Annotated in this window: 13 protein-coding genes; 3 read left to right on the top strand and 10 right to left on the bottom strand. The window is 43.6% G+C overall.

The features are described from left to right. Positions 1 to 16: 16 nt before the first annotated feature. The 4 genes from C8R34_RS08645 to C8R34_RS08660 are packed head-to-tail and all read right to left on the bottom strand — an operon-like array spanning position 17 to position 2,607. Entirely contained in the window at positions 17 to 523 is a 507-nt protein-coding gene (locus tag C8R34_RS08645) for a hypothetical protein (protein ID WP_110339849.1), read from the bottom strand. Then, a complete protein-coding gene (locus tag C8R34_RS08650) occupies positions 520 to 1,599 on the bottom strand; it encodes a PilW family protein (protein ID WP_165872547.1) in 1,080 nt (359 codons plus the stop codon). The genes C8R34_RS08645 and C8R34_RS08650 overlap by 4 nt, the downstream gene beginning before the upstream one ends. Before the next feature lie 8 nt (positions 1,600 to 1,607). Further along, positions 1,608 to 2,189 carry a type IV pilus modification protein PilV gene (gene pilV / locus C8R34_RS08655; protein WP_258364433.1) on the bottom strand — a complete coding sequence of 194 codons (582 nt, stop codon included), beginning with the start codon at positions 2,187 to 2,189 and terminating at the stop codon, positions 1,608 to 1,610. A gap of 7 nt (positions 2,190 to 2,196) precedes the next feature. Further along, entirely contained in the window at positions 2,197 to 2,607 is a 411-nt protein-coding gene (locus C8R34_RS08660) for a type IV pilin protein (protein ID WP_110339853.1), read from the bottom strand. Between the two features lie 207 nt (positions 2,608 to 2,814). On the opposite strand from C8R34_RS08660, the gene thiO reads away from it, so the two are divergent. Continuing rightward, on the top strand, positions 2,815 to 3,921 hold the full coding sequence (gene thiO, locus C8R34_RS08665; RefSeq protein WP_110339855.1) for a glycine oxidase ThiO: 1,107 nt from the start codon (positions 2,815 to 2,817) through the stop codon (positions 3,919 to 3,921). 3 nt (positions 3,922 to 3,924) lie between these two features. Here thiO and ispH read toward each other — a convergent pair whose 3' ends face one another. Together ispH and C8R34_RS08675 are read right to left on the bottom strand one after the other, a co-directional pair. Next, a complete protein-coding gene (ispH, locus tag C8R34_RS08670; protein WP_110339857.1) occupies positions 3,925 to 4,869 on the bottom strand; it encodes a 4-hydroxy-3-methylbut-2-enyl diphosphate reductase in 945 nt (314 codons plus the stop codon). A gap of 73 nt (positions 4,870 to 4,942) precedes the next feature. Then, positions 4,943 to 6,061 (bottom strand): 3-deoxy-7-phosphoheptulonate synthase, encoded by a 1,119-nt coding sequence (locus C8R34_RS08675; RefSeq protein ID WP_110339859.1) that lies wholly within the window; start codon positions 6,059 to 6,061, stop codon positions 4,943 to 4,945. A gap of 372 nt (positions 6,062 to 6,433) precedes the next feature. On the opposite strand from C8R34_RS08675, the gene C8R34_RS08680 reads away from it, so the two are divergent. Both C8R34_RS08680 and C8R34_RS08685 read left to right on the top strand, forming a co-directional pair. Next, positions 6,434 to 7,693 carry an ATP-binding protein gene (locus C8R34_RS08680; RefSeq protein WP_110339861.1) on the top strand — a complete coding sequence of 420 codons (1,260 nt, stop codon included), beginning with the start codon at positions 6,434 to 6,436 and terminating at the stop codon, positions 7,691 to 7,693. A gap of 5 nt (positions 7,694 to 7,698) precedes the next feature. Continuing rightward, positions 7,699 to 8,259, top strand: coding sequence for a response regulator transcription factor (locus C8R34_RS08685; RefSeq protein ID WP_110339863.1), 561 nt, complete (start codon positions 7,699 to 7,701; stop codon positions 8,257 to 8,259). Positions 8,260 to 8,269: 10 nt separating this feature from the next. On the opposite strand, the gene ribD is transcribed toward C8R34_RS08685, so the two are convergent. The 4 genes from ribD to clpA all read right to left on the bottom strand — a co-directional run bounded on the left by ribD (position 8,270) and on the right by clpA (position 13,859). Further along, positions 8,270 to 9,355 (bottom strand): bifunctional diaminohydroxyphosphoribosylaminopyrimidine deaminase/5-amino-6-(5-phosphoribosylamino)uracil reductase RibD, encoded by a 1,086-nt coding sequence (gene ribD, locus C8R34_RS08690; RefSeq protein ID WP_110339865.1) that lies wholly within the window; start codon positions 9,353 to 9,355, stop codon positions 8,270 to 8,272. A 99-nt stretch (positions 9,356 to 9,454) separates the two neighbouring features. Then, positions 9,455 to 9,913 carry a transcriptional regulator NrdR gene (gene nrdR / locus C8R34_RS08695; RefSeq protein ID WP_110339867.1) on the bottom strand — a complete coding sequence of 153 codons (459 nt, stop codon included), beginning with the start codon at positions 9,911 to 9,913 and terminating at the stop codon, positions 9,455 to 9,457. 57 nt (positions 9,914 to 9,970) lie between these two features. Next, complete coding sequence (gene glyA, locus C8R34_RS08700) at positions 9,971 to 11,218, bottom strand: serine hydroxymethyltransferase (RefSeq protein WP_110339869.1); 1,248 nt, start codon at positions 11,216 to 11,218, stop codon at positions 9,971 to 9,973. A gap of 385 nt (positions 11,219 to 11,603) precedes the next feature. Further along, positions 11,604 to 13,859 carry an ATP-dependent Clp protease ATP-binding subunit ClpA gene (clpA, locus tag C8R34_RS08705; RefSeq protein WP_110339871.1) on the bottom strand — a complete coding sequence of 752 codons (2,256 nt, stop codon included), beginning with the start codon at positions 13,857 to 13,859 and terminating at the stop codon, positions 11,604 to 11,606.

The following is a 13,859-nucleotide window of genomic DNA, read 5'->3' on the forward strand; positions in this document are numbered from 1 at the left end:
TTCCCATCCCGTAGTTTCATGAAAAGCATGAAGATAATAAATATTCACTCTGTGTTAACTGCTTATTGATACCCTGTTTAGCCACAACTGATGCACCTGTTGCCTGATTCTGTGCTGTCACCTCAATTTCCCATAGAGTCAAGTAATCTGATGAATTGGTTACATTAGAATTGACCCCACTCAATGCTGAAAGATCAACAGGGGCTAACGCAGCCTTTACGCATAAAGGCGCTCTAATACTTACAACATAGTCAGTTGTGTTATCTTGATCAATATCGATATCCACAGTTGTAGGATAGTTTGCTGGATCAATTGCAACAAAATTAATATTTATTGTCTGTTCAATAGCTATATTGGCTGCCGCAATAGCCTCATTACGAAATTGCATGTTCCCCACTGCCTTCAGGTTTCCACCGCTCAGTGAGAACGCAGATATCATCAGCAAAGTAATAGCAACCAACATAATGAGCCCAACCACTAAAGTGGCGCCTTTCTGTTTTGAAATAATTTGCTGATATCTCATGGCTTTTCTCTTCTTCCTGATGGATTCACCAAACGAATATAGCTGCTGTAGGCATGACGCATAAAGCCATCATTAAAAGGCCCTAACGTAGTTGACCCGAGTTGATAAGTTTTATCCTCAACATAGCCCGTAGAAGCTTCCAGGTTGCGTGCAAGCACATGTACCTGTACTGCCACCACGTTGGCCCAATCTGTTGCTGTGCAGGATGAACAATCATCGAAGATGTCCGCACTACCATCTACATCAGTGTCTCGTCCATATTCAAATTTGATACTTTGAATACCTTCTATAAGCGGTTGCGCCGATTGCATCTTTACTTCGCCACCACTTAAATCGAAGTCGGCACGCATCAGTGTCGGAATACCATCACCTGTGGATGCAGAATAATTCCGCACGTAAAAAATAGATATAATTAACTTCCGCTTATCAGCAGGTGCCGTGCAATTCTTTTTATACACTGTCGCAGATCCAGAAGCATCTAGAACAGGAATCGTGGCAGCATTCGCATTATAGATACCAGTAAGACTCGTATCTGAACATGCTTGAGTCTGAATATACAATTTGTTCGCATTATAGCTCTCACAACTTGCGGCACCCGCGACGCAAGTCGATGCATAGCGAACCACCAACACATCCGAATCCGCTTGTCGGTTTGTTACAATACTTGAACATTCATCGGGTAACGAAGCGCCTGCCGCGTAGCCCTGCACTGGAACCAAAAACATATTGTTAATGTAAGCAGTATCAATACTCCACTCGGAGAATGCAGCACATGGATTGGGAATCGCCGTCGGATTAAGTGGCGTAACAGATGGTAGCGGTGGCGCATAAGTGTCCCAAAAACCCGCATGCCATAACTCTTGCTGCAAGAGTTGTATCGTGAATCGACCATTTTCTATCTGTCGATTCATTTTTGCCAATTCAGCATTACTCTTGGATAAGTCAAGATATAAAGCAAGCACGCCTGCCATAATCAGCAGTCCCAAGGTAATGGAGATCATTAATTCAATAAGAGAAAATCCACCTTGGTAATCAGCTATGCGATGGCCTGATTTGACTCTGCTTGGATTTGCCATACGCTTCTTCATGATGCCAGATTTGCGATACGTACAATTGTGCTCATGGTGCGCCGACACAAATCATTGATGCAGTTAGTTCCTGAGTCACTGTCATACAAGCCTGTTCCACAATTCGAAGCCGGAGCTGAAATTGGGGTCATACCTTGCCAAACCACAGTAATGATGTATTGATCGCCCGTTCCAAGATCTTCAACACAACCACGCGCACCTATCATTGCCCCCACATTTGTTGACGACGACGATTGTTCACTGGCGCCTTTTAAAGCATTACTCCATTGGCACGCATCAAAACTCTGACCATTACCAGTACATGAAGCAGGTTGACTATCTCCAGCTCCCAGAGAGCTAGCAGCAGTAACGTATGCTGCCGCATTCGTACGGTTGGTGGATAACCTGTTTGCCATATCCTCGAGCAAAATCAGTGCTTGCGCGCGTTGATAGGATTCAAGTTCGGAGGATTGCAGACGCACTTGCAAACCAGCTAATCCCAATAGCCCAATAGCCAGAATAACCATAGTGACCAGTACTTCAATCAACGACACACCACGCATTGAAAATACGGCATTTGAATTGAATAAAATTTTCATTTACGGGTTACCATTTTTCAGCAGGAGTTTTAACGCCTTCGCTGTTAATCACTAAATTGCCATCACTTGCTTGGGTTCCAGTTGGTGCAAATGTAAGCGTATAGGAAGGCACTGTTCCAGTTCCAACTACAATTGCATAAGTATATTTGCTACTTACATCGGATGGCAGCGCATAACCACTTGCCTGCAAAGTTGCCTGACTTGCATAGCTCCGGTTAGTCAGCAAAAACTGTTGTTGCCGATTGGCAATATCCATCATTTCTGCCTGAGCTGCCGTGCGGTTTGCTCGTATCATATATTGCGTATAAGATGGATAAGCAATAGCTGCCAAAATACCGACAATGGCCACCGTGATCATCAATTCAATCAGTGTGAATCCATTTTGGTTTAGTTTCTCTATGCCTTGCTTCTTTTTCATCTATAGGATCCCTTGGAAATTTTTCAATGCTGACCTTACTGCATACATTTAATGAGTTTCAGAAATAACGGTTACCATGTCCACCGACTTTAATGTTCCAACACAATTTCATTCTCCTATGCTTCTTGACTCAATGAAGAATGTTATCTGACCGGTGTAGGCTACAATCTTTGCTATCGGATAATGAATTAAGGCAATCAATCCATCATGAACCAAGATGTAATCATAGTTGGTGCGGGAATTATTGGGCTTGCAACAGCGGAGCGTCTTTTATTACAGGGCGCAAAAGTCACAATACTCGAGCGCAATAAAGCTGGACAAGAATCATCCTGGGCAGGTGGCGGTATCTTATCGCCACTTTGCCCATGGGACTATTCCGACAATGTCACACAACTTGCTAGCTACAGCGCCAAGCAGTTTCCAGATTGGATTTCGGCTTTACAAAAAGCTTCCGGAATTGATTCGGAATATGAAGCATCCGGTATGTTGGTATTGCCCCCCTACAATAGTGAAATTGCACAACAGTGGTGCTCAATACGGGATACTAAAATAGAACAACGCGCAGTATCTGATACTCTTTTCATCGAAAATGGTACTAGAACTTATCTTGGCAAAACGCACGATCACGCTTTATTCCTGCCGGATATTGCACAGGTGCGTAACCCCAGACTATTACATGCACTCATTAAGCGAGTCACACAATTAGGTGGAAAAATCATAGAAGATTGTGCAGTCAATTGTCTTAATATTGTACACCGACAAGTACAATCAATCGCTGCATCGTGTGGTGAGTTTGTCGCTGACTACTATATCGTTTGCGCGGGTGCTTGGAGCAGAGAAATATTGGGAGTACACGCACTTAGTCTGGATATCAAACCAATAAGAGGGCAAATGCTCTTATTCAAGTTCGATACACCACCAGTGCGCACCATTATCGTACAGGATGATTTATATATCATCCCGCGTCGCGATGGTCACTTACTTATTGGTAGCACACTCGAGGATGTCGGGTTTGATAAACAAACCACGGCATCAGCACGCGATCACTTGTTAAAACATGCACAAGTTATTCTGCCATCACTTTGTAATATGCCCACAATCCGACATTGGTCAGGATTACGTCCAGCCTCGCCAAATAACACTCCCACGATTGGCAGGCATCCGACCATTTACAATCTATTAATTAATAGCGGCCACTTTCGCTATGGCGTAACTATGGCACCAGCCAGCGCTGAGATTCTGGTTAATGAAATAACAAATGTACCGCAACCATTTGATATCACTCCATATCAGGCAGGTTGGGATGCCAGTTAGCTATCACGCTCTGGGTAATGGAAACACAACCGATTCAACGACACCGCTTAATTCTTCTATTAACACATCTTCACCAATTTGCTCAGCTCCGATTTCCTTTAGTCGAGATATAACCTGTTGCACCAGTATTTCCGGGGCTGAAGCGCCAGCAGTAATACCGATAACTTTCTTCCCATCAAACCACTGCTCTTGCAATTGTTCGGCACGATCCACCATATACGCTTCCACATTGGCATTCCGCGCCACTTCACATAATCGGTTAGAATTTGAGCTATTGGGAGAGCCCACCACAATGACCAAATCACATTGATCAACCATTTTTTTAACGGCATCCTGACGATTCTGTGTGGCATAGCAAATATCATCTTTCTTGGGGCCGGTAATCATGGGAAATCGTCGTTTCAATGCATCGACAATGCGCGCAGCATCGTCGACTGACAACGTCGTTTGTGTCACATAAGCTAGGTTGGTCTCATCCTGAACTTTTAAGATTTCAACATCCAATTCGGTTTCTACCAGATACATTCCTCTGTCTTCACCTTCAATTTGCCCCATTGTACCTTCGACTTCCGGATGACCTTGGTGACCGATCATAATAATTTCCTTCCCATCCTTGCGCATCTTGGCTACCTCCACATGAACCTTGGTAACCAATGGACAAGTTGCATCGAATACTTTCAATTGGCGATCCGCCGCCTCTCGCCGTACCGCGTGCGATACGCCGTGCGCACTGAAAATTAGAATACTATCTTGCGGCACTTCATCCAGGCTTTCTACAAAAACAGCTCCCTTCTTTTCTAAATCTTCAACCACAAAACGATTGTGTACAACCTCGTGGCGCACATAAATTGGGGCCCCATGCATTGTCAGCGCCCGCTCAACAATTTCTATCGCACGATCCACACCGGCACAGAAACCTCTTGGGTTTGAAAGTAATACTTTGATCATTTGTTTATTCTCCAATAATGGATATTCTGTACTCAACTATGCGAATATCATTCATCACAATTTTGGCAATACTTTATTCTTTTCGATAACGCTCGGCCAATGCGACACGTTTCTCATAAGCTTCTCGAGCAATCTGAATATCTTCTAGAAATTGCGGTAATTCTTTCATGAGCAATGCTTGTGGCCCATCGACCAATGCTTTACTAGGTGCCGGGTGAAAATCAACCAATACCATATTGGCGCCCGCCGTTACACCTTGGGCGGTCACATGCATAACATCCAGAATACCATCTGGCGAACTTGCTCGCGTACCTACGGAATGCGAAGGATCGATACAAACTGGCATACGAGTCAGTCGTCTGACAACAGGCACATGCGAAAAATCGACAAAATTACGATGCGGATCTCCCATATTTGTTTTCATACCGCGCAGCCCGAAAACCACTTTGCGATTTCCTTCCGAGGCCAAATACTCAGCAGCATTCAAAGATTCGTCCAAAGTTATACCAAAACCACGCTTGATCAGCACTGGGAAATTCTGTTGACGACCGACAATTTTCAGCAACTCGAAATTCTGTGTATTCCTGGTTCCAATTTGTAGCATGACACCGGTCGCATTACCTGTTTGATACAAGGCATTGCCTATCTCTTCCAAGTGCGACTCATGCGTAATCTCCATAGCAATCACTTTGATACCGTATTTTCCCGCCAGATCAAAAACATACGGCAAGCAGGCTTTGCCATGACCTTGAAATGAATAAGGGCTGGTGCGAGGTTTGTATGCACCCATTCGGGTACAAACTTGTCCATGTTCACGCAACGCTTTCATCATCATTTCAACATGTTCAATGGTATCGACCGCACATAATCCAGCAAACACATTCAGCGTATCTTGCCCAAAACGAACGCCGTTATAATCAAAATATGTCGGTCGATCGTCATTTTCATGCCGCCCTAAAACACGATACTCTTCAGAAACCCGGACAACCCGGTCAACACAAGGAAGGGAGCTGACATCTTCAATTGATAATACTTTAGTGTTACCAATCAGGTAAATTTCTGTTAGCGTTTGTTCAACACCAACTTCAGTATGTACGCGCGTCGATATGCCCGAAAAATTGGCCAAATGCGCTAGCAGCTGTTTATATTCCGGACTATCAGGCCGGGTATTTGGAACAAGAATAAGAATCATAAAATTTTCTAAAAAAGATAATGCTAATTCATTGGCATAAGATAAGACGGCTCAAGATTCTAACCGAAAAAACTGTCAGTTACTATCATTCTAAAAATATCCGCACCAACCAATCTTTTCCAAAATCCTTCATTCCTATAAATATTGCATCAATAAATAACACTCAGCACGATAGCAAGCAACATCATTATCGTTGCATATCATCAGTTTCTTCTGAAATACTTAGCATGAACCGGTCTTTTTGACACAAAATACCTGCTATTTTAATGTCACACGAATACCCCTGAGACAATTTGCCGCATAGCCATGCACTGAAATTTAAGCTAATGTTCCATTGTTAACCACGTCAAGAATTCATTCTCCTCCTTCATTATGCTCAGTGACCTAAGTCAATCACCCCTCAGTAAAAATCTGCAACGCTTATTTCTACTTCGAAGTATCGCCATCATCGCCCAATGTCTCACGCTTGGCTTAGTGTACTGGATGATTGAAATAGTAATTCCATGGACTCAGATGGTCTCAGTGGTTGCATTACTCACGCTATTAAATCTATTGACATGGATACGCCTGCATCGCAAATGGCCGGTATCGCATATAGAATTTTTTTTGCAACTATTAATTGATGTCTTAGCACTCAGCACACTATTGTATTTTAGCGGTGGATCAACCAATCCATTTATTTCATTGTATTTACTCCCACTGACTATCGCTGCCGCCACATTACCCTGGCGCTATACATGGGTCATGGCGATTATCACAATCGCTTGCTATACACTATTACTATTTAACTACGTACCCCTACCGCACGAGCACAGCAATCATCTCATTGAATTCGCACTGCATGTGTCAGGCATGTGGCTAGCATTTGTATTAAGTACCGTAATCATTGCGTGGTTTGTCGTTAAAATGAGTTCTTCCATCCGCGAACGAGATCAAGATCTTGCCAAAGCGCGAGAACATGCATTACGCAATGAACAAATTATTGCTCTGGGAACACTGGCAGCCGGTGCCGCACATGAGCTTGGCACACCACTTTCAACCATGGCTGTGGTAACACGGGAATTACAGCAAGAGTACACACATGATAGTGAATTTCAGAATAACATTCGTATCCTGCGAGATCAGATTACTCATTGCAAACAGACGCTGACTCAACTACTGGCGAAGGCCGGTCAAACCAGAGCAGAGCATGGTAGCGAGTTACCCGTCGATGAATTCCTGCGTCAGATTCTTGATAAATGGAAGCTAATACGTCCTTCTGTAAAATTCACCTATCAAAGCACGGACATACAACCCGTTCCTAAAATTATGGATAATCAATTGCTGAGTCAATCAATACTAAATTTGCTTAATAATGCCGCGGATGCTTCTTCAAAATGCATTGAAATCAAAAGCAATTGGGATAATCTGATGCTACATCTTGAAATCATCGATGATGGCGAAGGTCTATCCGCAGAAGCCATGCAACGTGCCGGTGAAGCTTTCTTTTCCAGCAAAACACCGGGGCAAGGCTTTGGAATCGGCCTATTTCTGGCCAATGCAAATATTGAGCGATTTGGTGGCAGTGTCCGCCTGTTTAACCTTGAACAGGGCGGCGCCTGCACACAAGTCGTTTTGCCATTGATAGAGTAGATGTTATGACTGAATCCCCATTAACCGATAACAACGAAAATCCCAGCTTATTCATTGTCGATGACGACACCGTTTTTTGTGATGTATTGGCAAAAGCCATGAAAAAACGAGGTTTCAGCGTGACATGCGCACATTCGATTGAAGATGCAGTGAATTTAGCCGAAGCTTCCACGCCTGAATACGCAATCGTTGATCTAAAATTATCCAGTGAGTCTGGATTGGTTCTGGTCGAGAAACTAAAATCCTTGGATCCTGGTACACGTATTGTCATGTTGACGGGTTATGCCAGTATCGCTACAGCGGTTGAGGCCATCAAACTGGGTGCTACACACTACCTCGCAAAACCTGTTGATGCCGACGAAATTATGGCTGCCTTTGAACGTGTCGTTGGTGAATCGGATATACCTATCAGTGTAAACCCCTTATCAGTAGGTCGTCTGGAGTGGGAATATATTCAGCGGATTCTCACAGAAAATGACAACAATATATCGGTCACCGCAAGAATATTGAACATGCATCGCCGCACATTGCAACGCAAACTTGCCAAAAGACCGCATCGCGAATAACCAGGCAATCTTATAACGTTGCAGTTACCCGTATATCTTGCCCGACCATACGTAGATCCTGAATTGCTAGCGTTCTCTTTTGCTGCAGGTCTAATAATTCAGGTAGTCTCAGCATCCCTTGCGCATCATCACCGAGCAAATGCGGCGCAAGATAAATGATCATCTCATCGACCAATCCCGCGCGAACCAAGGCACCATTCAATCCACGCCCGGCTTCTACCAATACTTCATTTATTCCAAAATCAGCCAGCATAGTCATCATTTTTCCCAAATCGATTATACCTTCAGCATTGGGCAAAACAAGCACTCGCACCCCCATCTTCTCAAGGGCCATTTTTTTCTTCTGATTCTCGCTATCCGCGGTAAAAATCAATACCTCTTCACCCTGCAGCAATTTAGCATCCAGCGAAATAACCAAGTGACTGTCCACGATGACTTTCTTGGGCTGACGGAATGTTTGGATATGACGCACTGTTAACTGAGGATTATCGGATTTTACTGTGCCGATACCCGTCACAATAGCGCATGAGCGTGCCCGCCATCGATGCCCATCCTGCCGTGCCGCTGCACCCGTAATCCATTGACTGGTACCATTATTCAACGCAGTCTTACCATCCAGGCTTGCAGCAATCTTTAACCTAACCCATGGCTTTTTACGAAGCATGCGAGAAACAAAGCCCACATTGAGTGCATGCGCCTCCGCATGTAACAAACTCACTTGCACTGCAATGCCAGCTTGCTGCAGTAGTGCACAACCGCGCCCAGATACCAACGGATTAGGATCTTCCATGGCTACGATGACTCTGGCAATGCCTGCCGCAATCAAAGCATTGGCACAAGGCGGTGTATGCCCATAATGACTGCATGGCTCCAGGGTTATATAGGCTGTTGCACCTCGTGCTGCTTTTCCAGCTGTATGTAATGCATGAATTTCCGCATGCGGTTGTCCTGCCCGTTCATGCCACCCGCTGCCCACAATCTCACCATTGTTGGTGATCACGCAACCCACACGCGGGTTTGGCGTTGTACTATAGAGCCCCTTCTCAGCTAATCGTAGCGCATAAGACATGAAGGCATAATCGGCGGAAGAAAACATCTAAAAATTGTTAGCTATGATTGAGGATCTATCGGTATGCTAATAAAGCTACATGCAAAAAACTCTTGGACTGATTCCGGATACTTTCTTCAGTTACATTTACTGTTCTGATTTTTGTACGTCATTGATTGCATTTCGGAAATCATCTACGTCCTGAAAGCTTTTATACACAGATGCAAACCGGATATAGGCCACTTGATCAAGCTTATGCAGTTCTTGCATCACACTTTCACCAATGCTGCGCGATGAGATTTCTCGTTCTCCCATACTTAAGTATTTTTGCACGATACGATCAATCGCAGCATCGACATAACTGGTAGGAACCGGACGTTTATGCAGTGCTCGTTTAAACCCCGTCAGTAGTTTATTACGATCAAACTCAGTTCGACTACCATCATGTTTTACAACCTGGGGCAAACGTAATTCGACAGTTTCATAGGTTGTAAAACGTTTATCACAAGATTGACAACGCCGACGACGGCGTATTTTTTGACCATCCTCGCTCACACGAGAATCGATCACATTGGTATCATCCGCGTTGCAAAAAGGACACTTCATACCATAACCGACAATAATCAGCTGAACAAATCATTTGAAATCTGTTCACCTTGTGAGCTATCCATACACCGGAAATTTTGCGCACAATCGCTTCGCTTCAGTAGCCACGCGCGATAAAACTGACGCATCTTCAGGCGCAGCCAATACATCGGCTATGAGATTAGCCAATTGCTCTGCTTCTAGTTCTTTAAAACCTCGCGTGGTTATGGCTGGTGAGCCGACACGAATACCACTAGTAACAAATGGTTTCTGCGGATCATTGGGAATGGCATTCTTGTTAACCGTGATATGTGCCAATTCAAGCGATTCCTCTGCCTTTTTACCGGTCAGATTCATTGCACGCAAATCAACCAGAAACATATGACAATCCGTCTGACCTGACACAATCCGCAAACCGCGATTGGTTAGAACTTTCGCCATGACACGAGCATTCTCAATGACTTGCTCTTGATAATCCTTGAATTCCTGACTAGCAGCTTCCTTAAATGCAACTGCTTTTGCCGCGATTACATGCATTAAAGGACCACCTTGCGTTTGTGGAAAAATAGCGGAATTCAGCGCTTTCTCATGCTCAGGCTTGGCCATAATAATACCGCCACGTGGACCACGTAGCGTTTTGTGCGTAGTACTCGTCACAAAATCCGCAATGCCTACCGGATTGGGATAGAAACCAGCAGCAACCAATCCAGCATAATGGGCCATATCAACAAAAAGGTAAGCCCCCACAGCATCGGCAATTCTGCGAAAACGTTTCCAATCGATAACTCGCGCATAAGAAGAAGCACCTGCAACAATCATTTTTGGCTTATGCTCAAGAGCTAATCGCTCAACCTCATCATAATCAAGTACTTCAGTTTCCGGATGCAAACCATACGAAACTGAATTGAAAATTTTTCCACTCATACTAACGCTGGAGCCGTGCGTTAAGTGACCACCATGCGCTAACGACATGCCCAGCAAGGTATCGCCAGGCTTCAGTACTGACAGATAAACCGCTGCATTGGCTTGAGAGCCTGAATGTGGCTGCACATTGACGTACTCAGCACCGAAGAGTGCTTTTAATCGATCAATCGCCAATTGCTCCACCTGATCCGCGTACATGCAGCCACCGTAATAGCGTTTATTCGGATAGCCTTCGGCGTATTTATTGGTTAGAACGGAACCCTGCGCCTGCATAACAGCAGGGCTTGCATAGTTCTCCGATGCGATTAATTCGATATATTCTTCTTGACGTTGCACTTCACCTTTAATCGCTTGCCATACTTCTGGGTCTACATTTTCTATTGTGTGTCTCTGAGAAAACATGGTGATACCAATCCTTTGAATTTTTTTTGGAAACCGAGAAAATACATATATTACCATTACCTGCCGAAGTGCAGATAGTGGATCACAAGACCGTTAAATAAAAAAGAAAAGGATCTTATTCCTCAAGAAGAAAGAATTTATCTTAACTACAGATGATCTTAGGAAAATTCCCCGCCACACCAGAAAATTCTCTTTTACTTTCAATAACCTTACTAGCAAACGACGATTCTAAGCAGTTTCAACTAATAATTCATCATTGACTTGTTTAAAAGCTTTTAGCACACCCTCGGAAAAAGTATGAATCCTTAATATTATCACTTTTTTCTTCATCTCTTCCCGCACGTAACATCGGCATACCTTCCGACCAAGACATCGTAACTATGGATCAAATGATTGCAGCTTCTTCTTCAAATAACAGTGTTACTTTATCATTACGATCAATATCAACAGTTACCTTACCACCATTAACTAGACGTCCAAACAGTAATTCATCTGCTAATGCGCTACGGATAGTATCTTGGATAAGCCGCTCCATAGGACGCGCACCCATCAGCGGATCAAAGCCATGTTTTGCAAGATATTTACGCAACTCCTCCGTAAATGTCGCTTCCACTTTCTTTTCCTGCAGCTGAGTTTCTAGTTGAATCAAGAACTTATCAGTTACTCGCAAAATAATTTCCTGATCTAAAGGAGTAAATGAAATAATTGCATCAAGCCGATTACGAAATTCAGGGGTAAAGAGCCTTTTAATATCAACCAATTCGTCACCTGCAGATTTTGATTTCGTAAATCCAATTGAGGACTTAGTAAGGGATTCGGCACCTGCGTTTGTAGTCATAATGATAATAACATTGCGAAAATCTGCTTTGCGTCCATTATTATCCGTCAGCGTCCCATAATCCATGACTTGCAATAGAATATTAAAAATATCTGTATGCGCTTTCTCAATTTCATCCAATAATAAAACTGAATAGGGATGCTTGATTATTGCTTCTGTCAACAATCCGCCCTGATCGTAGCCGACATATCCCGGTGGCGCACCAATCAAACGAGAGACAGCATGACGCTCCATATACTCAGACATATCGAAACGATGCAAATGAATACCCAGTGCGTAGGCTAGCTGCCTAGCTACTTCGGTTTTACCAACTCCTGTCGGACCTGAAAAAAGAAAAGAGCCTACTGGTTTACGCGGATTACCCAGCCCACTTCTTGCCATTTTAATCGCTGCGGTCAATGAATTAATCGCATTATCTTGCCCAAAAACAATGGCTCTCATGTCACGCTCCAATGTTCTCAGCTTGTTGCGATCATTGGTGGAAATATTTTGCGGAGGAATTCGCGCAATCTTGGCAACCACGTTTTCAATTTCACCTTTACCAATAACTTTACGTTTTTTCGATTTTGGTAATATACGTTGAGCTGCGCCTGCTTCATCAAGTACATCAATTGCTTTGTCTGGTAAATGTCTATCGTTAATATAACGTTCTGATAATTCCGCTGCGGAGATCAGCGCACTGGCAGTATATTTAACCTTATGGTGCTGTTCATAGCGTGATTTCAAACCACGCAAAATGGCAACAGTTTCATCAACACTAGGTTCATTAATTTCTATTTGCTGGAAACGTCGAGATAGCGCATGATCTTTCTCAAAGATTCCACGATACTCATTGAAAGTCGTGGCGCCTATACATCGTAATTGCCCAGAACTTAGAACAGGCTTTAAAAGATTCGACGCATCCAAAACCCCTCCCGAAGCAGCACCTGCACCAATTAATGTATGAATCTCATCAATAAACAAAATAGCCGCCGGATTATCGGTCAACTGCTTCAGCAGTGTCTTTAAACGTTGTTCAAAATCCCCTCGATATTTAGTCCCAGCCAATAAAGCCCCCATATCAAGCGCATAAATTTGATGCTTCAAAAGTAAATCAGGCACATCTGCTTCAACGATGCGTTTTGCCAAACCTTCTGCAATCGCAGTTTTTCCCACACCGGCCTCGCCGACCAATAAGGGATTGTTTTTACGACGCCGACATAGCGTTTGTATAACTCGTTCGATCTCTTTCTCACGCCCTACCAACGGATCAATCTTATTGATCAATGCCAGATGATTAAGATTTATTGTGTAATTCTCTAGCATTCCTCCAGAGGAGGATTCGTGCTCACCATCCCCTTCATTTCCAGCTTTAGCATCATTTTCATGTGGTGTTTTTCGAATATTATGTGAAATATAATTAACCACATCTAAGCGTGTTACTCCCCTTTGATGCAAGAAATAGACCGCATGTGAATCTTTCTCACCAAATATTGATACTAAAACGTTTGCACCAGTAACTTCTTTCTTTCCAGATGACTGAACATGCAAAATGGCTCTCTGAATGACACGCTGGAAACCCAATGTTGGTTGCGTATCAACTTCTTCGCTACCATTGATCACGGGTGTATGACGTGCTATGTGATCCAACAATACTGATCGCAGATCTTCAGTATCCACCAAGCAAGCACTTAATACTTCCGCAGCACTTGCATTATCCAGCATCGCCAGCAGTAAGTGCTCGACCGTAATGAATTCATAGCGCTTTTGTCTAGACTCTACAAATGCCATATGCAAACTAACTTCTAAATCAGGGGCAATCAT

The organism is Nitrosomonas sp. Nm84 (assembly GCF_003201565.1).
GTDB lineage: Bacteria > Pseudomonadota > Gammaproteobacteria > Burkholderiales > Nitrosomonadaceae > Nitrosomonas.